Source organism: Sinomicrobium soli (assembly GCF_003285545.1).
Classification (GTDB): Bacteria; Bacteroidota; Bacteroidia; order Flavobacteriales; family Flavobacteriaceae; genus Sinomicrobium.
Genome location: NZ_QLNV01000018.1, coordinates 13,534 through 39,435 on the forward strand (window position 1 = coordinate 13,534; position 25,902 = coordinate 39,435).

The 25,902-nt window shown below is 41.9% G+C and carries 22 protein-coding genes; 13 read left to right on the forward strand and 9 right to left on the reverse strand.

The window, feature by feature from the left end; all coding sequences use genetic code 11:
- Nucleotides 1-11 precede the first annotated feature (11 nt).
- Together DN748_RS16755 and DN748_RS16760 are read right to left on the reverse strand one after the other, a co-directional pair.
- A complete protein-coding gene (locus DN748_RS16755) occupies nucleotides 12-593 on the reverse strand; it encodes a Crp/Fnr family transcriptional regulator (protein ID WP_112372989.1) in 582 nt (193 codons plus the stop codon).
- A 387-nt stretch (nucleotides 594-980) separates the two neighbouring features.
- Entirely contained in the window at nucleotides 981-1,982 is a 1,002-nt protein-coding gene (locus DN748_RS16760; RefSeq protein ID WP_112372990.1) for a zinc-binding alcohol dehydrogenase family protein, read from the reverse strand.
- A gap of 92 nt (nucleotides 1,983-2,074) precedes the next feature.
- Here DN748_RS16760 and DN748_RS16765 point away from each other — a divergent pair, with 92 nt between their 5' ends.
- Nucleotides 2,075-2,497, forward strand: coding sequence for a winged helix-turn-helix transcriptional regulator (locus DN748_RS16765; protein ID WP_112372991.1), 423 nt, complete (start codon nucleotides 2,075-2,077; stop codon nucleotides 2,495-2,497).
- A 646-nt stretch (nucleotides 2,498-3,143) separates the two neighbouring features.
- Here the strand turns inward: DN748_RS16765 and DN748_RS16770 are convergent.
- Complete coding sequence (locus DN748_RS16770) at nucleotides 3,144-4,064, reverse strand: helix-turn-helix domain-containing protein (RefSeq protein WP_112372992.1); 921 nt, start codon at nucleotides 4,062-4,064, stop codon at nucleotides 3,144-3,146.
- A gap of 72 nt (nucleotides 4,065-4,136) precedes the next feature.
- Nucleotides 4,137-4,895, reverse strand: a complete 759-nt coding sequence (locus DN748_RS16775) for an SDR family oxidoreductase (protein ID WP_112372993.1) — start codon at nucleotides 4,893-4,895, stop codon at nucleotides 4,137-4,139.
- A 365-nt stretch (nucleotides 4,896-5,260) separates the two neighbouring features.
- Between DN748_RS16775 and DN748_RS16780 the strand changes: the two genes are divergently transcribed.
- The 4 genes from DN748_RS16780 to DN748_RS16795 all read left to right on the forward strand — a co-directional run bounded on the left by DN748_RS16780 (nucleotide 5,261) and on the right by DN748_RS16795 (nucleotide 7,943).
- Nucleotides 5,261-6,298: an NAD(P)-dependent alcohol dehydrogenase gene (locus DN748_RS16780; protein WP_112372994.1), complete on the forward strand. Its 1,038-nt coding sequence runs from the start codon at nucleotides 5,261-5,263 to the stop codon at nucleotides 6,296-6,298.
- A 124-nt stretch (nucleotides 6,299-6,422) separates the two neighbouring features.
- Nucleotides 6,423-7,328, forward strand: coding sequence for a helix-turn-helix domain-containing protein (locus tag DN748_RS16785; RefSeq protein WP_112372995.1), 906 nt, complete (start codon nucleotides 6,423-6,425; stop codon nucleotides 7,326-7,328).
- Nucleotides 7,329-7,447: 119 nt separating this feature from the next.
- Complete coding sequence (locus tag DN748_RS16790) at nucleotides 7,448-7,792, forward strand: SDR family NAD(P)-dependent oxidoreductase (protein ID WP_112372996.1); 345 nt, start codon at nucleotides 7,448-7,450, stop codon at nucleotides 7,790-7,792.
- A gap of 13 nt (nucleotides 7,793-7,805) precedes the next feature.
- Nucleotides 7,806-7,943: a helix-turn-helix domain-containing protein gene (locus DN748_RS16795; protein WP_236636910.1), complete on the forward strand. Its 138-nt coding sequence runs from the start codon at nucleotides 7,806-7,808 to the stop codon at nucleotides 7,941-7,943.
- Nucleotides 7,944-8,170: 227 nt separating this feature from the next.
- Here DN748_RS16795 and DN748_RS16805 read toward each other — a convergent pair whose 3' ends face one another.
- The 4 genes from DN748_RS16805 to DN748_RS16820 all read right to left on the reverse strand — a co-directional run bounded on the left by DN748_RS16805 (nucleotide 8,171) and on the right by DN748_RS16820 (nucleotide 10,697).
- Nucleotides 8,171-8,794, reverse strand: a complete 624-nt coding sequence (locus tag DN748_RS16805) for an alpha-ketoglutarate-dependent dioxygenase AlkB family protein (protein ID WP_112372998.1) — start codon at nucleotides 8,792-8,794, stop codon at nucleotides 8,171-8,173.
- On the reverse strand, nucleotides 8,781-9,026 hold the full coding sequence (locus DN748_RS16810; protein WP_112372999.1) for an Ada metal-binding domain-containing protein: 246 nt from the start codon (nucleotides 9,024-9,026) through the stop codon (nucleotides 8,781-8,783). The genes DN748_RS16805 and DN748_RS16810 overlap by 14 nt, the downstream gene beginning before the upstream one ends.
- Nucleotides 9,027-9,029: 3 nt before the next feature.
- Nucleotides 9,030-9,743 carry a 2OG-Fe(II) oxygenase gene (locus tag DN748_RS16815; RefSeq protein ID WP_112373000.1) on the reverse strand — a complete coding sequence of 238 codons (714 nt, stop codon included), beginning with the start codon at nucleotides 9,741-9,743 and terminating at the stop codon, nucleotides 9,030-9,032.
- A 111-nt stretch (nucleotides 9,744-9,854) separates the two neighbouring features.
- Nucleotides 9,855-10,697 carry a methylated-DNA--[protein]-cysteine S-methyltransferase gene (locus tag DN748_RS16820; RefSeq protein WP_112373001.1) on the reverse strand — a complete coding sequence of 281 codons (843 nt, stop codon included), beginning with the start codon at nucleotides 10,695-10,697 and terminating at the stop codon, nucleotides 9,855-9,857.
- 324 nt (nucleotides 10,698-11,021) lie between these two features.
- On the opposite strand from DN748_RS16820, the gene DN748_RS16825 reads away from it, so the two are divergent.
- From DN748_RS16825 to DN748_RS16850, 6 genes are all read left to right on the forward strand, one after another.
- Nucleotides 11,022-11,585 (forward strand): RNA polymerase sigma-70 factor, encoded by a 564-nt coding sequence (locus tag DN748_RS16825; protein ID WP_112373002.1) that lies wholly within the window; start codon nucleotides 11,022-11,024, stop codon nucleotides 11,583-11,585.
- Between the two features lie 137 nt (nucleotides 11,586-11,722).
- Entirely contained in the window at nucleotides 11,723-12,649 is a 927-nt protein-coding gene (locus DN748_RS16830) for a FecR family protein (RefSeq protein WP_161554592.1), read from the forward strand.
- A 141-nt stretch (nucleotides 12,650-12,790) separates the two neighbouring features.
- The gene (locus tag DN748_RS16835; protein WP_112373004.1) at nucleotides 12,791-16,336 is read left to right on the forward strand and encodes a SusC/RagA family TonB-linked outer membrane protein; all 3,546 of its coding nucleotides are present in this window, start codon (nucleotides 12,791-12,793) and stop codon (nucleotides 16,334-16,336) included.
- A gap of 27 nt (nucleotides 16,337-16,363) precedes the next feature.
- Nucleotides 16,364-18,109 carry a RagB/SusD family nutrient uptake outer membrane protein gene (locus DN748_RS16840; RefSeq protein ID WP_201741510.1) on the forward strand — a complete coding sequence of 582 codons (1,746 nt, stop codon included), beginning with the start codon at nucleotides 16,364-16,366 and terminating at the stop codon, nucleotides 18,107-18,109.
- Nucleotides 18,110-18,118: 9 nt separating this feature from the next.
- A complete protein-coding gene (locus tag DN748_RS16845; RefSeq protein ID WP_112373006.1) occupies nucleotides 18,119-19,288 on the forward strand; it encodes an endonuclease/exonuclease/phosphatase family protein in 1,170 nt (389 codons plus the stop codon).
- A 10-nt stretch (nucleotides 19,289-19,298) separates the two neighbouring features.
- Complete coding sequence (locus DN748_RS16850) at nucleotides 19,299-21,296, forward strand: DUF5689 domain-containing protein (protein ID WP_112373007.1); 1,998 nt, start codon at nucleotides 19,299-19,301, stop codon at nucleotides 21,294-21,296.
- Between the two features lie 364 nt (nucleotides 21,297-21,660).
- Here the strand turns inward: DN748_RS16850 and DN748_RS16855 are convergent, their stop codons facing one another.
- Nucleotides 21,661-22,521, reverse strand: a complete 861-nt coding sequence (locus DN748_RS16855; RefSeq protein WP_317047438.1) for an alpha/beta hydrolase — start codon at nucleotides 22,519-22,521, stop codon at nucleotides 21,661-21,663.
- Nucleotides 22,522-22,665: 144 nt separating this feature from the next.
- Between DN748_RS16855 and DN748_RS16860 the strand changes: the two genes are divergently transcribed.
- Entirely contained in the window at nucleotides 22,666-24,294 is a 1,629-nt protein-coding gene (locus tag DN748_RS16860) for a sulfatase family protein (RefSeq protein WP_112373008.1), read from the forward strand.
- Between the two features lie 67 nt (nucleotides 24,295-24,361).
- Nucleotides 24,362-25,861 carry a sulfatase family protein gene (locus DN748_RS16865; protein ID WP_112373009.1) on the forward strand — a complete coding sequence of 500 codons (1,500 nt, stop codon included), beginning with the start codon at nucleotides 24,362-24,364 and terminating at the stop codon, nucleotides 25,859-25,861.
- The last annotated feature ends 41 nt before the right edge of the window (nucleotides 25,862-25,902 follow it).

Here is a 25,902-nt window from a genome sequence, read left to right on the forward strand (position 1 = left end):
CTTGACAATTGTTAGGAAACCAAATTTCTTCTTATTCTGCTAAGGCTTTCCGGTTTTATACCTATAAAAGAGGCAATATATTGTAAAGGGATATTTTTTGCAATATCAATCTGATTTTCAATAAGTTTTAAATAACGCTCCTTTGCCGTAAGTATAATCATATCCCTGTTGCGTTGTTCATTAAAAATAAGCAATTGTTCAAAGACCTTTTCTTCAAAAACACGCCATTTTTTAATTTTTTTTCTAAGGTTTTCCAAATTGGATTTTGTGATTTGAAGTAATTCACAATCGGTTACGGTCTCTACATTTTCAAAAGCTTTTGTACGGGTATTGAAACTTTCAAAACAAGTAATGAACCCTGAAGGGCAATTAATTTGAGTCGTTTTGTCTTCTCCATTATCCATATAATAAGTTCGTACAAATCCATTATTGATGAAGTAAAGGTTTTGTACAATTTTTTCTGTATCCTCAAGCAATGTGTTTTTTCTTACAGATATGGGTTCAAAAACTTGGGTTATAAGGTCGATATCTGTTTCCTCAAGTGAAATATATCGGGATATCAAACTAATTATTCGTGAATGTTTTGAGTTCATTAAGATTAAATATTTCTGATGAATATGTGCTAATATATTTAAAAATCGAAACCCAGTTAATTAACAACCAAATTTGGGTTTATCATATAAATGATTATGAAAGGCTAGTGGACTTCTTGACTCCCTGGCTTCGCTAATGCCCATTTATAGCAGACTTCCTGTAACCTAACGCCTGTTTCTACCTGTTTGATGGCAAAACACGATCTGAGACTCAGTATATTTTGATCGTTTCATAAGCAAATAGTCTATTTAAAATTAAATATTTATCTGACCGAAATCCACTAGTTTTAAACAATCAGGTCTAAAGGGAAGAGATCATAATGCTTTTATTTTTTTAAGCTTCTATTTTTTAATTCTGATTATTAATATTTTATCATTTAAAAATTTTTACTCGATATCGTCAATGACGATTTTTCCTATACTTTTTCCACTTTCAATTAATGTGTGTGCGTGTTTTATAGTTTCCTCCGATAAACCTATCAATCGGGTTTTGGCCGTCGTCTTTATTTTACCGGAGTCTATTAAGGAGCTTAATTGATTTAGAAATTTAGATTGCAATTCGGGATGGTATTCTTTTAATATCCTTGTGAATATCATTTGCCAGTGAATAGAGAAAGCGAATGTATTGGGGGTAATCTGGCTTAAAGCTTCGGGGCTTTCAATCAATGATAAATGCCCATATGGACTTAACACTTTTAGAATCCAATGCATATGTTCGGCGGTATGGCTTGTAGAAAAAATCTGGTCAACCTGATGAAAGCCGATATCTTGTAATTGTTGTTTTACATCACCAAAATGATCAACCACAAAATCGGCTCCCATTGATTTTACCCATTCTTCGGACTCTTTTCCGTAAGCGGTTGCAATAATTTTTAAATTGGTCTGTGCTTTGAGATATTGTATTGCTATTGAGCCCGTTCCTCCGGAACCTCCTATGATAAGAATGGAACTTACATTGGGGTAAGGTTGAAAGTTTTCATCGAGGATGGCACCTAATGCGGTCAAGGAGGTTAAAGGAACCGCTGCCGCTTCGTAGAATTGCAAAGAAGCCGGCTTATGTGCCACGACTCTGTAATCCACAGAAACTAACTCCGCATAATTACCGTCTCTGGATACATCTCCCACACCATATACTTCATCTCCTACTGTGAAACCTTTGGTTTTCTTCCCCGTTTTTATGACAATTCCCGAGAATTCCCATCCCAAAATTATATGACCGTCTTCCGGAGCACTCACGGCACGCCTGATCTTTGTGTCGCCAGGGTTTACAGAAAATGATTTTACCCTAATAAGCAAATCGTTATCATTCATTGTGGGGTCTGTTACCTCTGCCAATTTTATTGCAAAATCGTCCAGAGTATTTGCGTTTTGATAAATAAGTGCTTTCATATGATGAATTTTTTCAACAAAATAATTAACTTGTGTTTTGCAATGTAAATGTATATAAAACAACTTGCAAAAAACAAGTTAAATAAAAATTTATGAAAAATTTACAATCCCGTTCGGGATGTCCTATCAGCTATTCCTTAGATTTTATAGGGGATAAATGGAGTTTATTAATTATCAGGGACATGATATTTTCAGATAAGAAATCATATAATGAATTCTTAGATTCAGATGAAGGAATAGCTACAAATATCCTGGGGAACAGATTGAAATTCCTGGAAAGTGAAGGATTTATCATCAAAAGAGATTCTCCAATTAAAAAGTCCAAGAAGAATTATTTTTTGACCGAAAAAGGTATTGCACTTATACCTATTATTTTTGAAATGGTTTTATGGGGGAAAAGATTCTCGCCTACAGAAAATCAAAATAAGGTTTTTGATGAAATCGAAGAAAACAAGGCTGAGTATATTTTAAAGTCGCAGCAAAAATTAAGGGAACAGCTCAAAAGGGAGAAATAGTTAGGAGTGTGTGACCCCGCATAATACTTAAAAAATGTTCGTCTGTGGTAGCGGGTTTAAATAATGAATAATTTTCCAAAATCAACAAAAAGTGATAATACAGTCTAGGTTGCACAGGCTTTTATAGATTTAATGCAACCATTAACTAAACCTTGATATCCATACATGGTTCTATAAATAATGCAGAATATCAACGACTATTTCCAAACGAACGGCTATCCGTGATTTACAGAAATTGATAAATAAAGAGTTCATTGAAAGAAAAGGAACAACTGGTAAGGGAACTTCTTATATTCTCCGAACACAAACAGCAATGGGGTCATAAAGGGGCCAAACGGGCCGCAATGTAGCCATGAATTTTTTGATTACAAATAAATTGTTCATTATCAATGGTTTTGAATGACCCCATTACCGATTAAGCAGCCAACATATCTACCAGAAGTTTTAAATCCTCTATTAATTGGTTCGAGTTTTGTACCATATCGTTCACAAAAGAGGCTGTCTTTTTAGACAGCCTCTTTTTATTTTAAAAAGTATCAATAATATTTCTTTAATAGACGGTTCGATTTTTTTAGAGAGTTAGGCTAAAAATGGATTCGAACCAAGTTGAGACAAAATTTAAATTTGCACTCTTGAATAAAATATATTAATTAAAACTTGTACGAAATTCCAGTGGAGTTTGATTGGTTTTCGATTTAAATAATTTGCTAAATGATTGGGGATGTTCAAACCCCAATTCAAAAGCAATCTCGCTAACGGAAAGCTGGGTAGTAGAAAGACGTTCCTTAGCCCTTTCGATAAGTTTGAAATGGATATATTGCTGAGCGCTTTGCCCGATTAATGAGCGGAGCATATCGCTTAAATAACCAGCAGAAATATGGAGTTGATCTGCCAGGAACTGTACCGTTGGCTTTCCTTGTTGCAACGTTTGTTGATTACTGAAATAAGCATCTAAAATAGCTTCTGTTTTTTGTAACAAATCGTTATTTACCCCTTTTCTGGTGATGAATTGGCGTTTGTAAAACCGATTGGCATAATGCAACAAAAGTTCCAATTGGGCAATGACCACTTCCTGACTGAATTCGTCGATCCTGCTGCTCAATTCTTCCTTCATAATTTTGAACAACGACAGCATCACTTCTCTTTCCTGATCGGACAAGTGCAGGGCTTCATTGACCGAATACGAAAAATATTGGTACTGTTTTATCTTTTGAGCTAATGGAAATCCCAGAAGAAAATCAGGGTGGAACAATAAAACTCGTGTATTAGCAGAGTAATCCTGTTCAACAGATCCAACCACCTGATTGGGAGCTAAAAATAGCAGGCTCCCTTCGTTAAAGTCATAATGGCTTTGTCCGTATTTCATTTTTCCCTTTCGATGATCCGTAATCAATACGATTTTATAAAAATCCAGCACATCATACACAGGACCATTACTCAAATCAATATTAGTATTTCCACCACATGTTGTCATACTGATCAAAGGATGTTGCGGTTTGGGTAAACCAGCGGCATCATGAATTTCTGAAATAGTGCGGAATCGGATGAAATCTTTCTCCTTTTTCATTTTGTAAACTTAAAGAATAAAAACCTATGAAGTTATAAAAACCTCATAGGTTAGAGATATTTAACTACCATTTTACCAGGGATAATGTTCCTGATTGGGTCCGGTGAACTGCCCGGTTACACCACTTTCATCTAATGCAACACGAACAGGTTCCTTTGAGCCTTCTTCTACCGTATCTGTTCCTTGAAAATTATTGAGTGCCGTTGCCGTATACCCCGGGCTTACGGCGTTTATTTTGATATTACTCTCTTCAAGCTCTATTGCAAAAGCTACCGTAATAGCATTCATTGCAGCTTTTGAAGCTCCGTAAACTACATCATAATGTGACCTATAGGGATTGTTAGGATCCATACCTAAAGTGAGTGATCCTAAACCGCTTGAAACATTTACAATACGCGGAGCCCGGGCACTTTTTAATAATGGTAAAAATGCCTGTGTTACCGCTACAACTCCAAACACATTGGTTTCCCAGACGGTACGCATTTCCTTCAAAGAGACCACACTCGGTCTATTCGCTGCCACTACTTCTTCTACTGTCCTGCCGGGTTTCCCTGCATGGGAAATTCCTGCATTGTTTACCAGGAGATCCAGTTTTCCATGTTTTTCCTGAATTTCCTTTGCTGCGGCATTTATTGTATCTTGCTTCGTAACATCCAATTCAATAGCAACGGCATTTTTTCCAAGTTGTGCCGCAGCATTTCCCCCTTTTTCTAAATTTCTGGCCCCAACGTACACGGTATAGTTACTTTCTGCTAAGGCTTTGGCTATCTGAAATCCAACTCCGGTATTTGCTCCTGTTACAAGGGCAATTTTGTTTTTTTCTGTTTGCATGACGCTCATTTTTAATTAATAATGTAAAATTAGGAGTTGAAAATATTACCGCTGTAGTAGAATCAAGGACATTTGTAGCCAAATTAAGGGTGTTGTCTCGACAAACTAAATATCTCCTTAACATGTGAATGGTGTTTGAGCGATTTCGGGCCTAAAAAAGGAGCAGGCCCGGATTTTATTGGTCTCAAAAAAAGTTTAAAACTATGCACTTCAGTGCATCTTCTTTTCGGGTTCTAAAAGTCTGCTGCAAACCTATGGACTTCAAGTCCTTAGTGGTTTAGTTTTTTTGACTGAAATAATCCGGGATTTGGCTAAATGCAGCCCTGATAATTAAACGAAATTTACCTTATAAATTTTTAAAAATTATGATACAAGCAAAAGGATATGCAGCGCAGGCTGTCAATGAAAAATTAGCCCCGTGGAATTTTGAAAGACGGGAAGTGGATAATCACGATGTACAAATCGAGATTTTGTATTGCGGTGTTTGCCATTCAGATTTACACTCCGTTACAAACTATTGGGGAGCAGGCATTTTTCCGCTCATACCCGGGCACGAAATTGTGGGTAAGGTGATAAGCATTGGCAATCAGGTTAAGAAATTTAAGGTCGGGGATATCGCTGGCGTTGGCACAGGCGTGGATTCCTGCAGGGAATGCGAAGAATGTAAAAGCGGATATGAACAATTCTGCCCTGAAGGTGTGCAAACTTATGGTAGCATAGACAAAAGTGGAAAACCTACTTATGGAGGTTATTCAAATACGATTGTAGTAAATGAAGATTTTACGTTCCATATTTCTGAAAAATTAGACTTAGCTGCCGTTGCACCTTTATTGTGCGCAGGTATTACCACCTATTCGCCATTGCGAAAATGGAAAGTTGGAAAAGGGCATAAATTGGCGGTCGTAGGTTTGGGAGGTTTAGGACATTTGGCGGTGAAATTTGGTGTGGCTTTGGGAGCAGAAGTAACGGTTATCAGTACCTCACCCAATAAAAAAACCGCCGCAAAGAAATTAGGAGCACATCATTTTGTGGTATCAAAAGACGAAGAACAAATAAAATCGGTTTTTCATTCTTTTGATTTCGTTTTAGATACCGTATCGGCTAATCACGATATCAACCCTTATTTGGGGATTTTAAAAACAAACGGTACTTATATCAACGTTGGTTTGCCACCGGAACCCTGGCAAATATCTTCTTTTTCTGTTGTGGTAGGCAATAAGTCAATCACCGGGTCTGGTGTGGGCGGTTTAAAAGAAGTACAGGAGATGCTTGACTTTTGTGCAGAACATCACATTGTTGCAGATATTGAGCTGATTGACATTGAAAACATCAACGAAGCGTTCGTCAGAATGGAAAAAGGAGATGTTCGCTATCGTTTTGTAATTGATATGGCTACGTTGTAAAGTATTTTTCCCACAGATGAATGTAAACAGGGTTTACTGATTTTTTATGAAATTATAATCTGTATTCATTGATTTGATTAAACGTATCAGAATCTGTGGGGGAAATTTTGATAATTTTGTGTAAATGAAAAAAGAAAATATCCCCATAAAAGCAAGTTCCATTTCCGATTTGAACCGGATTTTAGGGTTGCCAAAACCAAAACACCCATTAATTACCGTTTACAGATTTGAAAACGCGCCAAAATATTTTGGTAGTATGGTTATCGGTATGTATTGCATTGCCATAAAAAAAGGTGCCGGAAAATTCAAATACGGACAACGGTATTACGACTATGATTCGGGAACAATGTCTTTTTTCTCGCCAAACCAGGTACTATCCCACGAACCTGGCGAATCGAAAACCATAGATGGGGGTATTGCGCTCAATTTTCATCCCGATTTTTTATCCGGCTATCCGTTGGCAAAAACCATAAAAAATTACGGTTTCTTTTCTTATGAATTAAATGAAGCGTTACATCTTTCGGAACAGGAAAAAGCGGTCATTGAAAATATAATGAAGAATATTGAAGCCGAGTATCAATCTAACATCGATAAGTTCAGCCAAGATGTGATTATTGCCCAAATTGAGTTACTTCTGCAATATAGCAACCGTTTTTACAATCGTCAGTTTATTACCCGAAAGCCAGGAAATGAGGAAATATTAATTCGACTGGAAAATTTGTTAAGCGATTGTTTTAATGATGAGCAGCTTTCAGAAAAAGGACTGCCATCGGTACAGTATATTGCAGAGCAACTGAATGTTTCTTCTAATTATCTAAGCGATATGCTGCGCAGTATTACCGGACAAACCACACAACAGCACATACACAACAAGCTGATAGAAAAAGCCAAAGAATTGCTTTCTACCACTAATTTATCAATTACTGAAATTGCTTATCAATTGGGCTTCGAACACATACAGTCGTTCAGTAAACTATTCAAAAATAAAGTCAACCAAAGTCCATTGGAATTCCGGACGGGGTTTAATTAACTCTTTTTTTCGGTCCGATAGACAGGATTCCGTAAAAACGTATCACTATTACTCAGTTATGTATAACTGCCTGGCTACTCTCAGCTCCTAAATTTGTCCTGTATTTAAAATCAAAAAAAATGGCAAAAACAGTTTTTATTACAGGAGCTTCCCGGGGTTTGGGCAAATTATGGGCGGAAGCATTCCTGAAAAGAGGCGACAATGTGGTCGCAACCGCTCGAAACATTGATGCTTTGGGCGATTTGAAAAAAGAATTTGGAGACAAAGTTCTCCCTTTACAATTAGACGTGACGGACAGAACTGCAGATTTTAAAGCGATAGAAAAAGCAAAAAAAAATTTCGGAAAGATCGATGTCCTTATCAATAATGCAGGCTATGGTCTGTTCGGCACCGTAGAAGAAACTTCCGAGCAGGAAGCCAGAGAAAACGGCCATAGAGCACATTCATATTTATCTGGTCAATGAAGCCAAAAACAGAATAAGAACCGAAGAGCTGAACATTTCTGAAATTGCCTACGGGCTTGGTTTTGAGAACCTGCCTTATTTCTCCAGATTATTCAAAAAAGAAACAGGAGTAAGCCCAAGCGAGTTTAGGAAAACCCTGAATAGTAATTAAACAAGCTTCAACCGGAATTGTTTCTTTCAACCATTAAGCAACAAATTCTCTGCTTCATTTATATAATTCGTTATGGTTGGTTCCAAAAATCAATAATGCAAAATTCTATGACAGCTACAAAAATTAAAATTGAATGGGTGGACATTGCTGGAGGAACATTTTTAATGGGGAGCCCAAACAACGAAACGGACAGATGGGATCATGAAACACAGCTAAGGGATTAAAGATCAGTAGGCTTTTTCATTTTCTACAATCGTTCTGAATGTCAGGTTTATCCTCGGTTCGGTTATCTTTTTAGTGGGGGGTAATCTATGTAGCCAATGGGTTTGCGTAGCACCTTTCATCACTAACAGACTTCCATGTTCCAGAAGCAACGCTACTTTTTCTTTGCTTTGTTTGTGCTTGAAGGCAAATTTTCGTTCTGCACCAAAACTCAAAGAGCCAATCGCACCGTCTTTTTTCAAATCGCTTTCCCCGTCGCTGTGCCATGCCATGCCCTCATCACCATTATGGTACAGGTTGAGCAAACAGGAATTAAAGTGCTCACCTGTTTCTTTTTCAATCAATGCTTTTAATTCCAATAGCTCTTTTGTCCAGGGCAAAGCACATTTGGTGGTATTGGAATAGGTGTATTCAAAAGATTTGTCGCCGTACCACGCTACCTTTCGTCTGGTAATGATTTTCTTGCCGAAAATAATGGCTTCATCATTTCGCCATTCAATAGTGGTAAGCAACTTTTCCAGATAATTGTCGGCTTCTTTTTGATTAAACAACTTGCCATAATAGTTTACCGTTCCGTCTTTTGGCAACCGGTTTTTTGTTCTGTCTATGCTGTCGTCAAATAGTTTCATTCTTCCATTTCAGATATTTTTCCTTCAGGCAATGTCCGCAGGGACGAAAACCATTTTTTATTGCTTCCCGTTCCGATGGAAAGAAAACCCTGTTTTCCCTTTTCATTCTTTTGCCCGAAGTACAGCCCAATACACCGTAAATTTTCAGTTTACTATTACCGCCTAAGCGTATTTCCTTTCTTCGGATTCTGGTTCTTAATTCACAGTCCGAAATTTCCGGATGTTTTATCATATCCTAACTGGTAGCATCATGAAAAATGATGCCCAAAGTATGGCGTTCGCCTGTTCTGACCTCGCTGACCCCGTGTTTCATGTTCACTCGATAATAACCTTTTGTGCCTTTTTCAGGTTTAAAGTTAGTTGTAAAAATCAATAGATCGCCTTTCCCGGGCTTTAGCACTATGGCTTTGGATTGTGCTCTCGGGATTTGCTGTGTCAGCACAAATTCACCCCCTGTAAAGTCCCTGTCCGGTTCGTTCAGAAACAAAACGGCCTGCATTGGAAAATACACATCGCCATACAGATCCCGATGTAACGTATTGAAGCCACCTTGGCCATATTTCAAAATCAAAACGGTTGCTTTCTGCTGTCCGTTCCGGTGGCATTGCTCCAATAATTCTGCGTGTTCCAGTGGAAATTGCCTATCAAGATTCAAAACCTTAAACCAGGCATTGGCTATGGGTGCAAGATACGGATAAATGGTTGTCCTTATGGTCTGAATTAGGTCGGGAAGTGGATAGCTGAAATATTTGTATTCGCCCAGGCCAAAGCGATAACGTTCCATGACCACTGTTTTCCGGTACAGATCAGGGTTGTCGTAATCCACCTTCAGTATTTCACATTGTTGGTCCGACAGCAGGTTTGGCATAAGGGCATAGCCGTTTAGGTACATTGTTTCACTAACACCTTGCCAATCTGTATTTTCTATTTTTTGGATAATATCTTTCATAGTGCATTCCTGCTGGTTTTTAATACGGATAACGATAAGCGGGTTTTGTCAGCTTGGCCAAATTTGTTGGGCATCATTAATGTTCGCTATCTATATCCGTATCATAATAAATTACAGATTTATTTTTGCCTGCTCCCAGCCTATTATGGCGGTTTTTCGTGTGGTCCCCCAATGATACCCGGCAAATTTGCCCGAAGCCTGAATGACACGGTGGCAGGGAATTAGGAATGCGATAGGATTGCAGCCGATAGCTGTCCCTACAGCTCTTGATGCGTTTGGGTTGCCGATTTGTTCGGCAATATTCCCATAGGTTGATAATCTCCCCAATGGTATTTTCAGCAGACTTTCCCAAACTTTCAATTGAAAATCCGTGCCTTTAAGATGCAGTTTGATTTCATTGAGTTTGCTCCAGTCGTTCTGAAAGATAAATAAGGCATTTTGCTGAAACAGATCTAATTTTCTTTGAAATTCAGCGTTTGGAAACTTTGCCGCAAGGTTGCTCAATGCCTTTTCTTCGTTATCTTCAAATGCCATATAACAGACCCCTTTATGGGTAGAAGCGACAATCAAGGAACCAAAAGGACTTTCGGCAAAACTGTAATTGATATGCAGGTTTTTCCCTCCGTTCTTATATTCAGCAGGTGTCATTCCCTCTATGTTCACAAACAAATCGTGCAAACGGCTGGTGCTGGAAAGTCCTGTTTCAAACGCCGTGTCAAAGAGGGTAGCCTGTTCTTCTTTAAGAATTTTCTTTGCGTGTTCAACACTGATATATTGTAAAAACCTCTTTGGGCTTGTTCCTGCCCATTCCGTAAACAGTCGTTTGAAGTGCGACGGACTTACATCTATCCTCTGTGCCACTTCATCAACATTAGGTTGTAATTTGAAATTTCCCTTGATATAATCAATTGCTTTGGCAATGCGGCCATAATTGATATTTGCCTGTGTCTCCATAACAAAATAAATTTTTATACTGCAAATATCTGACGTAATCCACTGTTATAAAATCCGAATTGTACTATTTTAAATTTCTGAATGCATTTTTTGCAGGAAATCTTGTGACTGGATAGTATTATCGATATTATTCAGCCAATGACCTATGCTGCCCTGTACATATCACGCAATGAGCTTTTCACGTAACCGACCATTTCAAGAGTTTAATCATTGAATTTCAGTTTATTGTGTTTTTGATGTCTGCTTTACGGCACATCTTTTACAATAAAGTAATATTGACCAGATAGTTTTTTGCTTATTTTGCATAGACAGATCTCTCGTTTTATGAAGGAGGATATAAAAAAATATTCCATACTTTCTGAAAAGATTAAACAATCCGATCACAAGGCGTATATAGAGTTGTTCAATATGTTGTGGGAGCCGATGTTTGTGTATGCCAGGGCCATATTGGGTGATGATGACCTGGCCAAGGATCTGATGCAAAATGTCTGGGCCAGTTACTGGGTGAAGAGAGAAAAGATGGAGGTGATAAATATCAAGGCATATCTTTTTATATCCCTTAGAAATGCATGTTACAAGTCTCTGAGCAAGGATAAGATCAGGACGGAACAATTGGAAGTGATAAAGGAAATTCAATTTGATCATAATGAGAACTCTGATACCACTTCCTGTTCTTACGATGAGTTGACGGAATCCATAACCAGATCATTGGAAAATCTGCCCCAAAGATGTAAGGAGATATTTGAAATGAGCCGTTTGAATGGTATTTCCAACAAGGAAATTGCATCCGAACTAAAAATATCGAAGAGAACGGTCGAAAATCAATTGTCTATAGCACTAAAAAAAGTGAGAAAAGACCTGGTACATTTCGTAAAGATGCTTCTTTAAAATTAACTTTATGTTAATAAAACACCTATATATTGGCAAATTGTTAATTATCTTGTTTGTTGTGTGAGTTGTCATGCCTTTTTGACTCCTTCCAATGAAAGTCAATCAGTATGCAAGCTTCACATTTTAAAGATTTTTTGAAAAAGTTTTTAAATCGTTCCATTGAGCCCGGAGAAGAAAGGGCCCTGGAAGATTTCGACAAGAAAATGCTCTCCAGGTTCTTTCTGGAAGAGGAATGGGATTCAAGGCACAGTAATAAAATCCGCAAAAGTATACTTAAGGCCCTTCCAAAGGAAGAGAAGAAGGTAAGACCCGTCTTTTCAGTGATGAAGGTGGCAGCAAGCATTGTACTATTATTGGGTTTGGGGGTATTGGCCTATTATATATTTAATAATGAACCTCAACCAGCGGCAAAAATTGTAAAAACAACCGACTGGGGACAAAAACTCGATCTTGTTTTGGCCGACGGCAGCAAGATCAAACTGAATTCGGGAAGTGTAATAAAGTTTCCTGAAACCTTTAATGATAGCATCCGTGAAGTAGAGCTTGACGGGGAGGCTTTTTTTGATGTGGCAGAGAATCCCGGAAAACCATTTGTAATACGCTCCGAAAATCTTAAAACCACGGTATTAGGTACTTCCTTTAATATCAATGCCGATCCCGGGAATGAGAAAATCGCTGTAACAGTGGCCACAGGCCAGGTAAAAATCGAGTCGGGAAACAATGAGGCTTTTCTTACTCCTAACGAGCAGGGCATTTTTGACAAGTCATCCAGTACAATTTCAAAGAAAACAATTGATATACGAACCTTCCTGGAGTGGAAAGAGGGTATCCTGAGATTTGAGAACAGTACGTTGGCAGAGGTCGCTGTAAAACTGGGCAGGTGGTTCAACGTAAAATTTGAGTTTGAAAATGAAGAGATCAAAAAATGCAGGTTTACCGGAAAATTCAATAACGAAGGGTTACAGACCATTCTGGAAGGTCTGGTCTTTGTCAAGGAAGGCCTGGTATTTCAAAGAGAACAGAACAACGTAATAGTATTATCGGGAAAGTGCACCGATTAAAATCAGGACCATAAAATCAACAGCCTATGATATAAATGAGCAAAAACAAAAGGCAGTCTGCAAAGTACTTTGGCGAGTAGTACAGACTGCCATAGCATCTGATTAATTAAGCTGAAAAAGCAAAACCATCAAACTTTTTTTATGAAAAGCAATTTATTAAAATTAATTAAAGTGCTGGCTAAATTATCAATTTATATTTTACTGGTAGTCTTTATAAATCCGCTATTTGCCTCTTCATACGGGCAGGGACTGAAAGACACAAAAATATCCATTAATATAAAACAGGGCTCGATCATAGAGGTGTTCGAGCATATTGAAAGCCAGAGTTCCTTCCGTTTTTTGTACGACAACAAGATAAAAGACGGGGATGAAAAACTCTCTATTCACAACGAAGACGTAACCATCTACGATGTATTGCAGTTTCTTTCCCAAGAATTCAGGCTCAAGTTTAAAAGAATCAATAATAGTATTTCTGTGACCAGGATTCCGGAAGAGGTCAGAAAACCCGAACCTCCTGTTGTAATTGAGGTTACGGGAAAAGTAATCGATGAAACCGGAGCGCCGCTACCCGGTGCCACAGTTCTTGAAAAAGGAACCACAAACGGCGTAATAACCGATTTCGATGGAAACTTTGCGATCGAGGTCAATGCCGATGCCACTCTTAAAATTTCCTTTTTGGGATACTCCGCTAAAGAAGTTTCGGTAAACGGACAGTCGGAGATAACCATTCAGTTAGAACCCGATGCCACGCTCCTGGACGACGTGGTAGTGGTGGGCTACGGAACGCAGAAAAAAGTTAATCTTACAGGAGCAGTAAGCCAGGTCTCGGGTGAAGATTTCGAACAACGCCCGGTTACGCAACTTACCCAGGCATTACAAGGTGCAATACCTAACCTCAACGTCACTTTTGGTTCCGGAAGACCGGGCAGCAGTGGTAGCGTTAATGTACGGGGAACCACCTCGATAAACGGGGGAGGGCCGTTGATTCTGATTGACGGTGTTCTGGGAACATTAGACCGGATCAATGTAAATGACGTAGAATCCGTTACGGTACTGAAAGATGCTTCTGCTGCGGCCGTGTATGGGGCACGTGGTGCATTTGGGGTTATACTGGTGACGACCAAAAGTGCCAGGGAAGGAAAAACAAATATCACGTATACGACAAACCTGAGTTACACTACCCATGCGGTAAATACCGATTTTATTACATCCGGATACTGGAACGCTAAAATCACTGATGAAGCGATGTACAATGCCCTCGGATACAGAACTACGCGCTACAGCGAGGAAGATTACGCTGAGCTTTGGGCACGGGTTAACGATAAGACGGAACACCCCGAGAGGCCATGGGTAGTGGTCAAACAAAATGCCAGCGGACAGGATATGTATCGTTATTACGGGAATTTCGACTGGTTTAATTATTTATATAACGACAAACGCCCGAAGCAGGAACACAACCTCACTATTTCCGGAGGAAATGAAAAAACACGTTATTCGTTAACCGGAAGCTACTCAAAAGAACAGGGGATTTTTAATATTAGCCCCGACTATTACAAGAGGAATAATTTGCGCTCAAAAGTGCAAAGTGAGTTGAAAGACTGGCTGACCGTCAGCAACAACACCCATTTCTTTAAATCCTCATACGATTGGCATGGGCTGTCTACCAATTTCAATACAGTGTCAAACAATGTGAGTAACGATCCGGTTTATCAGTACCACCCTGCGTATGTACCCCGGAACCCTGACGGTACACTGACGGGTTATTCGGGTGTCAACAGCTACCCCATCGGGTATGGGCTGCACAATGCTTTGGAAAGCGGTACCATGAAGGGGTACAATAATGGAACAGAACTGACAAATACGACAGAGGCAGTCTTCAAGCTGGCAGAAGGCCTGACCGTAACAGCCAATTACTCCTATCGCGAATACCGTACAGAGTATTCATACCGTTCAACACCACAGTATTATTCAAAATTCCCCGGTGTTATGGAGCGCCATAACCTTGCAGCACTCAGTTCGGATCGCTTGAATGAACATATGACCAAAACCCATTGGAACTTTATCAATGTTTTTGGAAACTACGAAACAAATTTTGGCGACCATCACCTCAGTGTTACCGCAGGTTTTAACCAGGAAGACCGGACCTACAAACTGATCGGAGGTATAGGTGATAATTTACTTTCCGAAACACTGAACGACTTAAACCTGGTCGTAGGGAATAAACAATTCAAGGGCGGTGCCAACGAATGGGCAGTGCGCGGAGGCTTTTACAGGGCCAATTATAATTTTGCCGGAAAATACCTCTTCGAGGCGAGTGGTCGTTACGACGGCACATCGCGTTTTCCCCAACGTAGCCGATTTGGTTTCTTTCCTTCTTTTTCTGCAGGATGGCGCCTGAGTGAAGAACCGTTTTTCGATAAACTGCGACCGGTAATAAACAATCTGAAGATCAGGGCATCCTACGGGTCGCTTGGAAACCAGGAAGTCGATACCTATTCATATATTTCGTCTATGGGTACCGGCCAGATCAATTACGGAGTTGACAGCCAGCGGCTGCCGGTAACCAATGCTCCGTCTCCGGTAGCGAATACGCTGACATGGGAGAGCATCACTACCAGTAACCTTGGTCTGGATATCAATATGTTGAAAAACCGCCTGTCAGTAGAAGCAGATTTCTATATCCGGGATACACGTGACATGCTTAGCCTGGGCCAGAAACTGCCGGGTGTTTTCGGGGCGACTGAGCCACGGGTTAATGCCGCCGACCTCCGTACGAAAGGATTTGACCTTGCCATCGGGTGGAATGACCAGTTCGAATTGGCAGGAAAACCCTTTTCTTATAACGTGAGAGGAGTGCTGTCTGATTACGTGGCCCATATTACAAAATTTGAAAATCCCGACCGACATCTCAGCTCCCATTATGAGGGCAAACGCTGGGGCGAAATCTGGGGGTATTCTTACGATGGTTTCTTTAAAACCACAGAAGAAGCCCAGGCCTGGGCTTCTATCGTGAACCAGGATCAGATTAATGTACGAAGGGTGCAGGCACCCACAGAAGAACTGCGTATGTTACAGGCCGGAGATATCAAGATCCTGGACCTTAACGGAGATGGAATAATCAACACCGGCGCCAATACCCTGGATGATCCCGGCGACCGGAAAGTTATCGGAAACAGTCTGCCGCGTTACTCGTATGGGTTAACCCTGGGAGCAAACTGGAACGGTATCGACATGACGGTTTTATTCCAGGGCGTGGGTAAACAAAACTGGTATCCCAATCTGGAAGCCCAGGCGTTTTGGTCGGTTTACGCACGTCCGTACCATTCATTTATTCCCGTCGACTTTCCAGGCAAGGTCTGGTCGCCCGAAAACCCGGATGCCTATTTCCCGTTTTTACGGGGCTATACTGCACAGAATGCTGAACTTTCGGTTCCTAATGACATGTATTTGCAGGATTTAGCGTATTTAAAACTGCGTAATCTTACCATCGGATACACATTGCCGCAACGATGGATGGACCGGATCAAGGTTACCCGGCTCAGGGTGTATGTGGGAGGTGAAAACCTGCATACCTGGACAAAGTTGAAAACGGATTATATGGATCCGGAAGAAGTCATGTCTGATCCTACAGGACGGACATATCCTATGGGAAGAACCTATTCCTGTGGCTTACAGGTGACTTTCTAATCAGGCAAACAGCATTAAAAACTAAAGATGATGAAAAAAATATTCCGTTATATTACATTAAGTATAATTGGCCTCACAGCATCCTGCAATGATGATTATTTAGAGCATTATCCCCTGGCAGAACTAACACCGGAAAACTATTTTCGAAATGCACAGGAGTTAGAGAGTTATACAAATGCCTTTTATAATCAACTGCCTGACGCATTGGATATACATTATTACAATCCGCATCAGGCCGATGATGAGGCCCGTAACACCCTGCCGGATGAATTCAGGGGAACACGTATCACCCCTGGTGACGGAGGCGGATGGTCCTGGGGTGCATTACGCCGTATCAATATTTACCTGGAGCACTCACACCAATGTACAGATGAACAGGCCCGCCTGTTATACGATGGGATAGCCCGGTTTTTCAGGGCGTATTTTTATTTCGATAAGGTTGTTCGTTTCGGAGATGTGCCCTGGTATGAAAGTGCCCTCGGAGTAGACGATGAAGGGCTGCAGAAACCTCGTGATTCCCGGGAATTTGTATTTGAAAAAATGTTGGAGGATATAGATTTTGCCATAGAACATGGCCGGCAGGAAAAAAGTGCACAATTGATTACCAGGTGGACAGCCCTGGCATTGAAGTCACGCATGTGCCTGTTTGAAGGGACATTCCGTAAATATCACGGTCTGGACAATTGGGAGGAAATGCTTCAGGAATGCGTCAAAGCATCAGAAGAGCTTATGGATGCCGGTGTGTATAGTATTTATACCAGTGACCCGAATACGGCATATCAGGAGTTGTTTATTGCCGAAGATGCCATCGTGGACGAAATGATCCTGGCCCGTCAGTATACGGAAAATATTCCGTTGGTGCATTCGGCCAACTTTTATACCCTCTCCGCTTCGTTCGGCAGGCCGGGCATGCAAAAATCGGTGGTAGACAGCTACCTCATGAAAGACGGCAGCCGTTTTACAGACCTCCCCGGATATAAGACCATGCAGTTTTACGAAGAGACCCGGGACAGGGACCCCCGTATGCAGCAAACCATCCGTACTCCGGGATACAAACGTATAGGAAGCGACCAGGCAAGTGTACCGGACTTTGCTACCTGTGTCACCGGATACCAATATGTGAAATACGTCTTGTCTGCTCAATATGATGCTGGCCGGAATACCAACGATATGCCGATATTCCGCTATGCGGAGGTATTGCTGAACTATGCCGAAGCGAAGGCCGAACTGGGAGCACTCACCCAGACAGATATTGATCGCAGCATTAAACTGTTGCGCGATCGTGTAGACATGCCTAACCTCGATGTAAATGCGGCCAATGCCGATCCCGATACCTACCTCGTTTCCGAATATCCGAATGTAAGCACCGGAGCAGACAAGGGGGTTATCCTGGAGATCCGGCGGGAACGCCGGATCGAACTTGTCAGGGAAGGACATCGTTACCGCGACCTTATGCGATGGAAGGAAGGACAACGACTTGCAGAGCCGTTTTATGGGATGTATTTTCCCGGTGCAGGAGCGTATGACCTGGACCAGAATGGTACCATTGACCTGGTGCTCTATGAGGGTAGTGCTCCTGCTCCCGTGCCGGGCAGACAGTATCAGCGTCTTGGAGAACTGGTATTGGAGCACGGTCTGAATGGAGGGCGTATTGTCAATTTGCCGGATATTACGAAAACGTGGGATGAGGATAAGGATTATCTGTACCCGATACCACTCGATGAATTATTGTTGAATCAAAACCTGACCCAAAATCCGGGCTGGGCTGAATAAGAAGACAGGATGATGAACACAAGAAACGAGAAAATGAAAATACAGCATATAATGCCATTTACCTTTTTTGTATTGATGGCAATTGTAGGGTGCGAAGGCAACGCAGCGTTTGACCCGGGCCCCTTTGCGCAGGGAGACGATGAAGAAAAAACAGTACTCACTTTCCATGTGACCGACGGGGAAGGTACCCCCATCGATAGTGCCTATGTAGTGTCTTACCGAAGCCTGGCACCAAAACATCTCCGGGTGGGCGAAGGGTTTACCAATGAAGAAGGGAAAATACAAATTGAAGATGCGAGCCATACTACAACCGGGTATGCAACTGTTGTTGCCCCGGGATACAACTCCAAGAAAATAGCGCTTGACCTCGAAGAGAAGCAGGATAATAATATCCCTGTTACCCTCGGTGAGCAGGATGTGCTAAAGGTGATGAGTTATAACATACAGGAAGGCTTTAAAAATGATGCCCGGTCAAGACAGGAATTTGCCAACTGGGTGAAGCAGTATGACCCTGATATTATTTTACTTCAGGAGATGATGCACTTTACCGATGCCTCCTTTGCAGCATTCGCCAGAACCTATGGGCATGACCATGCTGTTTTGACAAAAACGACGGGCATTCCGACAGGCATTACTTCCAGGGAAGAAATTAAAGATATACGGAAAGTAGTTCAAACCGGAGTCCTGCATCACGGCTATGTAACCGGTGAAACCTCAGGTATAAGAGTGTTTTCCGTTCATCTTTGCCCGTATGAACTGGACAATGAACGGAACATCCATAACATTGCCCGTAAAGACGAAATTAAAATTATCATGGATGATGCTGCAGGGTATACAGGTGCTCCGGTGGTAATCGGAGGGGACTTCAACGATCACAATGAATTTGACCGGGACAGTTACGGGGCCGGATACCGTTATGCCGATAGAGACCACACGGTTACCAATACACTGAATACCTACGATTTTCACGATACATATCCCTTGCTAAACAATACGTTTAAGCCTTCGTGGCCAGTAGATAATGTGGCGTCGAACGGACCTAATGAAGGTGCCAGGTTAGACTATATTTTCGTAAGTGATAACACGGAAAACAAAGTAGTTTATTCCGATATTATTCAGTCGATATATACCGATACGTTTTCCGATCATTACCCTACATATATCGAAATAAAAAAATAAAACGATCATCATGAAGAAAAAATACTACAAACAGGTATTGTCCTCTGTCCTGTGGGCAGTACCCCTGCTTCTTTTTCTCGCTGTAGTTACAGGGTGTGACAAAGAAGACATAGAAGCTCCCGAAACACTGGAAGTCAGTAATCTGAACCCTGTTGTCAAGGCAGACGGAAGTTCGGTATCTGTCGATGTTTCCTCCAATACAACGTGGAAAGTGGGAACCATTGAGGCCGATTGGCTGACGGTAGAAAACACGGCAGGAACAGGCGATGGACAAATACTTTTGTCATGTGATGAGAATGAGGCTGTCCAGGCCAGGGCAACAGAATTCTTCGTCGTAACGGTTAAAGACGGAGTATATCATAAAGTAAAACTCACACAATTGTCGAGTGATCCTTTTATTACATTGGAAGAAAATGAAATAGAAGCAGGATCAAGGCCCAGAAATCATGAAATTAAGCTGAACAGCAATATCCCGGCAGAAGCCATAACTGTAGAAATCGTATACGAAAAAGAAGAAAGTAGCGATTGGGTAGTTGGTATTAGTGTGGAAGCTGGAACATTTAAATTCCAGACAGCACTGAATACGACAGACGAGGAGAGGGTTGCGAATATTATCCTGTCATACGAAGATACGGAAAGTGAAGATACGGAAGTATGGGATAAAATAACAGTGACACAAATGGCTGCAGGAAACGACGGCCCGCCGGAAATGAAAGATTTTGATTATGTCAAGGGGCTACCTTTGGGTGGAATAGATGAAAATATAGCTGTGGAGGGAAATATCGTTTCCACAGGCAGTTCCGGTAATTTCCGGAATAACACCTATATTATTCAGGATGAAAATAGCAGGGCGATAGCATTTGAATCTGCCGACAACCTTATCTTCGATAAATACGATAAGGTACAATTGCTCCTGGATGGCAGCGAAATAGGCACATTTGAAGATTGCGGTACCGAATATAGAATTATAAGGGGTATAAGTACGGCCAGTATACTGGCACAGGAAGCCGATGCGGGCTTTGCGCCGCAGCCTGTGCACATAGGTGATTTGACGGAGGATCATCTCCTGGCCGTTGTAACACTACAAGATGTGGAATTTGCTGTGCCACATGGCGGATATACCAATTTCCATGAATATTATGTAACGCAGTCTTACGCTGATTATGCGACGAAACACTACCCCGCCCCGATACGGGACATAGAGGGGAACGACATGTACCTTATCACCAACAGAGAGGTAGAATATCGACGAAATTCAGTACCAGGGGGATCGGGAACAATTACGGGTGTCGTAGTGAAGATAACGAATAGTGCATACGGTAATCTGGGAGAATTTTCCATCCGTCACCTTGAAGAACCGGATATTGCTATCGATACTGACCCGGCAAACGGGTTTTCGGAAATACTGGTAGAATGGGAGAAAGCCTGGGTGTCTGGAGAGTTTGCAGACGGTGTTGATAACCTGCCCCCCACAACAGGACCATCAACAGCTACGCTGCAAAAGGACAACAGTGCCGGTTTCCACTTCAGTAGCGCTCCTGCCAATGGCGTATTCCTGATTGATAAGTACAGGGGAGACAAACCAGGTAGCAATACCATTATCAGCAGGTCCTCCTATAATGTGAACTCCTGGGGATCAGGACGGTACTGGGTAATGGATAATGTTTCTACCACGGGAATTACTTCGTCACTTTCCCTGCAGTTCGAAGCTAACAGCAGTACCGGTAACGGCCCCAGGGATTTTATCGTCGAATATTCACTCGACGGTGAAAACTGGAACCAGATAGCGTCTTACCAGCTTACAGGACAGATTGCGCCAAATCAATCGGAACATGTTGTTGCCGGGTATAAGATGTATACGTATAAATTACCTGACGTGTTATTAAATAAACCAAACATCAAAATCAGGTTGATGAATATCAACAGTACATCGGTAAACGGTGGCAGTACAGCTATTCCGGGCGGAACAAGCAGATTGGGGTACTTTTCAATAAAATACCATAAGTAATCCCGGGTACTGCCCATCGCAGCAGGATTTCATAAACTGTGTAAACAGGAACAGAGGCCGTCTAAAAAGTTTTAGGCGGTCTTTTTTATATCCGGTCTGTTTGCCTGTTTTCTACTTTGACCCGGCAAATCTGATAGGTATCACCCGGGAGCAATCCTATAAAAACTGTTTGTGATTATCCGTATTAAAGGCCATAGAGAGCGATTCGGTGCTATTCCTGAAATGACTTTGAAAAGACAGGAGAGCACCAATTCCGGACAGTCAAGAAAATATTTGATTTCCATGTTCTGTATACGGAATCTCTACCTGAGAGCGTAAGATGTGAGGTAAATACCTGTTGATGAGGAATGTAGTTTTGGGTAATTTACTGTTTTTTTATAAGTCCCAGTGACACAAGAAACTGTTCTGTTCGGGCTATGGTCTTGTTGTAGTATTTCCTGTATTTGTAATTGAAAAAACCGTGTGGCTGTCCTTCATAGAGATACAGATCGCAACGGCTTCCTACTTTTTCCATGACCTTTTTATAGTACTGTGCTGTCTCTACCGGTATCAGGTGATCCTTGGTCCCCAGAAATATGATAGTGGGAGGAGCTCCCTTATGGAGATTGTGGAGCGGAGAAAAATCGTGATATTGATCACCTATGCGCTCAAAGCCATATCCCCCCGGTCCGTTATCTATTACTGGATTAAAAAGAACCAGGGCATTGGCTTTTGGACTGATGTTCAAGTCGTCTCCCGGATCGTTGTATTTGTCGATAGTAGCCGTTGCCGCAGCCAGGTGCCCCCCGGCAGACCCACCTGAAGCTATAATTTTGTCCGGATCAATGTGAAATTTTTCTGCATTGGAACGTAAAAAGCGGATAGCAGACTTGGCATCTTTCAAAGATTCAAAAGGAGATGTCTTGTAGCGTGATCTGGTCCGGTAATCTGCCAATACACCAATGACGCCCCTTTTTGAAAAGTATTTTGCGTGGTGTTTAAATGCTACTCTGCTACCCGTAACCCATCCCCCGCCGAAAAAGAAAACCATAACCGGATACTTTTTTCCCTTAATCAGTGGTTCCGGATAATAAATATCCATTGTTAAGGTGGTCGTATCCGTTTTTTTATAAATTATATTTTCCTGAGCAGTACTTTTTTGATAAAAAAGGACCAGGAAAAGAATGGAGATATTCAGGCAGATTATTCTTGTTTTTTTTGTAGACATACAGATAAATTTATACATTTTCACAAATATATTTCCATTCCTTATTTTATCTGTCCTGCACTGTACCGGGCCGGGAAATTATAGAATTCATATCGGGCAGTACAGTACAGTACAGCCCTTAGTATAAACATTATTAAATTGCCCATGAAAAATTTATCAGTAATGAAGTTAAATTCCGTTCTATGTCTGTCATGCCTTATGGTGTGTATGTGTTTTTCTGTCCTGAACGGACAGGAGAAGCATAAAAGGCCGAATATTATCCTGATGGTCAGTGACGACCATGCTTATCAGGCGGTCAGTGCCTACGGACATGGTTTGAATGAGACCCCGAATATCGACAGGCTTGCCGATGAAGGTGCCATTTTTACCAGGGCAACAGTAACCAATTCCATCTGTGCCCCCAGCAGGGCGGTTATCCTTACCGGGAAACACAGTTTTATCAACGGTAAAGTAGATAACGTACAGCCCTTTGACTGGGATCAGGACAATTTCCCCAAGGCATTGCAAAAGGCGGGCTATGCTACTGCAATGATCGGCAAGATCCACCTTCACGGACTTCCCCAGGGCTTTGATTTTTCGATGGTCTTACCCGGCCAGGGCCATTATTACAATCCCGATTTTATCGTTAACGGCGAAAAAAAGCGTTTTGAAGGTTATGTGACCGATATTACTACCGAATACGCCCTGGAATGGCTGAAGGAAAAACGGGATAAGGAAAAACCCTTCCTCCTGATCTACAATCAGAAAGCACCTCACCGTAACTGGAAACCGGCCCCCGAATACCTTCACCTGTACGATGAGGTAAACTTTACGCCCCCCGATAACTTCTTTGATCCGGAAACCGGGTATAAAGGGCGCGGTACTGCTGCCCGGACGCAGGAGATGGAAGTTGCCCGTCACGCCCAATGGGGGCACGATTTCAAGTTCCTGACCAGTCCGGAGGGTAAAAAGACCGGTTTTGACCGGGAGTTAAAGCGGTTCAATACACAGCAGCGATCGCAATGGGAAGCGGCATACGGGCCTAAAAACAAGGCTTTCATAGAAAAGTATTTTACGGATAAGGAGCGTTTCGGTGATGACAAAGCCCGGGATAGGGAAATAGCACTGTGGAAATACAATCGTTATATCAAGGATTACCTGCGGACGATAAAATCTGTAGACGACGGAGTAGGGGAGCTGCTCGATTACCTCGAAGAAAATGACCTCGCCGATAATACTATTGTCATATATACTTCCGATCAGGGATTCTATCTTGGCGAACACGGCTGGTTCGACAAGCGTTTTATGTATGAACAATCACTGCGTACCCCGTTGTTGATGAGGTATCCGAAGGAGATTGCCCCGGGAACGGTAATTGACGAACTGGTACAAAACCTGGATTTTGCACCTACATTGCTGGATTATGCCGATGTGGAAGCACCCGGAGACATGCAGGGTGAATCTTTCCGGAAACTGGCCGGCGGTAAAACCGGTGAGTGGCGTGATGCTATTTATTACACCTATTACGAATACCCGTCGGTACACATGGTAAAACGTCATTACGGGGTAGCTACCAAACGGTATAAACTCATGCATTTTTATTACGATATCGATGAATGGGAAATGTATGACCTGGAAGAGGACCCGGAAGAGATGCACAATATTTATAACGATCCCCGATATGCCACAGTAAGGGAAGAACTCCATGAGAAGTTAAAAGAACTCCGCCGGCAATACGGAGATTCCGACAAACTGCAGAACCGTTACTTAAAGACATACCTGCAACATCAGTCCCGGCAAAAGAAAAAATAAAAACCGCAGGCATAATATATGTCCCTGCCTGTTGACCGGTGCTCGCGGAATGCTTAAAAAAGGTATTATGACAATTAAAACTTTAAAAAACAAATCGCTTTTCTGTTTCTTGATATGGAGTCTTTACAGCTGTTATATCACAGGGCAGGAAGCGCTTCCCCATACTCCCAATATCATCATTTTTATAGCCGATGATGTGAGCGCTGACGATCTCGGGGCCTATGGCAATCAGGTGGTAAAAACCCCGAACATCGATGCATTGGCCGGGGGAGGAATCAGGTTTAATGATGCCATTTTAACGACCAGTTCCTGTAGTCCCAGCCGTATAAGCATCTTGACGAGCAGATACCCTCATAATACAGGTGCGGCAGAACTGCATACACAGCCCGTGGTTGATTTCGAATCTGTGGCTTCCAGGCTTAAAACAAAAGGCTATTACACCGGGCAGGCCGGAAAGTGGCACATGGGAAAACTATTGAGGCGAGGTTTTGATAAGATATATGCCAATGGCAGAGAAAATGGAGACGGAGGGGAGGCCAAATGGATTCCATCACTTAAAGAAAGAGAGAGGGATAAACCTTTCTTCTTTTGGTTCGCCTCTATAGACGCCCACAGAGACTGGGGTGAAAATGAATTTACCGGCACTCATGATCCCGAAGATATAGAAGTGCCGCTTACCCTGGTAGACGATGATACCACAAGAGCCGATCTTGCGAGGTATTACGATGAGATCCGTCGGTTTGATTTTTATATAGGAGAAGTGGTAAAGGAGTTAAAGCGCCAGGAAGTTTATGAAAATACGGTGATCATAATTATGTCTGATAACGGCCGCCCTTTTCCGCGAGACAAGACCAGGATGTACGATTCGGGGATAAAAACCCCCTTGATCATCCATTGGCCGGAGTATATAAACAGAGGAATAGTGAGCAACAGCCTGGTGAGCAGTATCGATATCGCTCCTACCATCCTGGATATTTGCGGAGTTAAGTCGCCCGAATCTTTCCAGGGAAGGAGTTTTAAGGAATTGTTGAAACATCCAGACAGAGACTTCAGGACTTATGCCTTTGCCGAACATAACTGGCACGATTATGAAGCTCACGAACGAATGGTCAGGACAAAAGATCATCTGTACATTCGTAATTTCCGTCCGAAACTTCCCAATCAGGGACCTCTGGATATTGTAAAAAGTCCTTCTTTCCACGCTTTGGCAGGGGCCAAAGAAGCCGGGCGTCTGACTTCGGCCCAATCAGATATTTTTCTGTTTCCAAGACCCGATGAAGAATTATTCCTGCTAAAGGATGATCCTCTTCAAACAGACAATCTCCTCGACCATAAACCCTATAAGGAGAAGAAATCCGATGTTCATAATAAACTGGTGCTTAGTCAACTCAGACGTGTGTTGACGGAATGGATGGAAGAGACCGGCGATAACGTGTCGGAACAGCTCACCAAAGACTGGTATACCCGGGACACAGGCGAAAAGATATATGAGAATGCAGGGAAACGCGGGGAGATGCCGGGATCAGGAGAAAATGCCGATCACCAGAACAAGAAGGGAGCGTTTTAGCTAAGCATGCTTCACAGGTGAGCAACTGATGTAAGCAGGGC

Coding starts and splice junctions, on each gene's coding strand:
- DN748_RS16780 (WP_112372994.1), top strand. CDS start 5,261: ATGATACAAGCAAAAGGATATGCAGCGCAGGCTGTCAATGAAAAATTA.
- DN748_RS16775 (WP_112372993.1), bottom strand. CDS start 4,895: ATGCAAACAGAAAAAAACAAAATTGCCCTTGTAACAGGAGCAAATACC.
- DN748_RS16860 (WP_112373008.1), top strand. CDS start 22,666: ATGAAGTTAAATTCCGTTCTATGTCTGTCATGCCTTATGGTGTGTATG.
- DN748_RS16810 (WP_112372999.1), bottom strand. CDS start 9,026: ATGATAAAACATCCGGAAATTTCGGACTGTGAATTAAGAACCAGAATC.
- DN748_RS16770 (WP_112372992.1), bottom strand. CDS start 4,064: ATGAAAAAGGAGAAAGATTTCATCCGATTCCGCACTATTTCAGAAATT.
- DN748_RS16825 (WP_112373002.1), top strand. CDS start 11,022: ATGAAGGAGGATATAAAAAAATATTCCATACTTTCTGAAAAGATTAAA.
- DN748_RS16850 (WP_112373007.1), top strand. CDS start 19,299: ATGAAGAAAAAATACTACAAACAGGTATTGTCCTCTGTCCTGTGGGCA.
- DN748_RS16785 (WP_112372995.1), top strand. CDS start 6,423: ATGAAAAAAGAAAATATCCCCATAAAAGCAAGTTCCATTTCCGATTTG.
- DN748_RS16865 (WP_112373009.1), top strand. CDS start 24,362: ATGACAATTAAAACTTTAAAAAACAAATCGCTTTTCTGTTTCTTGATA.
- DN748_RS16755 (WP_112372989.1), bottom strand. CDS start 593: ATGAACTCAAAACATTCACGAATAATTAGTTTGATATCCCGATATATT.
- DN748_RS16845 (WP_112373006.1), top strand. CDS start 18,119: ATGATGAACACAAGAAACGAGAAAATGAAAATACAGCATATAATGCCA.
- DN748_RS16815 (WP_112373000.1), bottom strand. CDS start 9,743: ATGAAAGATATTATCCAAAAAATAGAAAATACAGATTGGCAAGGTGTT.
- DN748_RS16840 (WP_201741510.1), top strand. CDS start 16,364: ATGATGAAAAAAATATTCCGTTATATTACATTAAGTATAATTGGCCTC.
- DN748_RS16760 (WP_112372990.1), bottom strand. CDS start 1,982: ATGAAAGCACTTATTTATCAAAACGCAAATACTCTGGACGATTTTGCA.
- DN748_RS16805 (WP_112372998.1), bottom strand. CDS start 8,794: ATGAAACTATTTGACGACAGCATAGACAGAACAAAAAACCGGTTGCCA.
- DN748_RS16765 (WP_112372991.1), top strand. CDS start 2,075: ATGAAAAATTTACAATCCCGTTCGGGATGTCCTATCAGCTATTCCTTA.
- DN748_RS16835 (WP_112373004.1), top strand. CDS start 12,791: ATGAAAAGCAATTTATTAAAATTAATTAAAGTGCTGGCTAAATTATCA.
- DN748_RS16855 (WP_317047438.1), bottom strand. CDS start 22,521: ATGTATAAATTTATCTGTATGTCTACAAAAAAAACAAGAATAATCTGC.
- DN748_RS16790 (WP_112372996.1), top strand. CDS start 7,448: ATGGCAAAAACAGTTTTTATTACAGGAGCTTCCCGGGGTTTGGGCAAA.
- DN748_RS16820 (WP_112373001.1), bottom strand. CDS start 10,697: ATGGAGACACAGGCAAATATCAATTATGGCCGCATTGCCAAAGCAATT.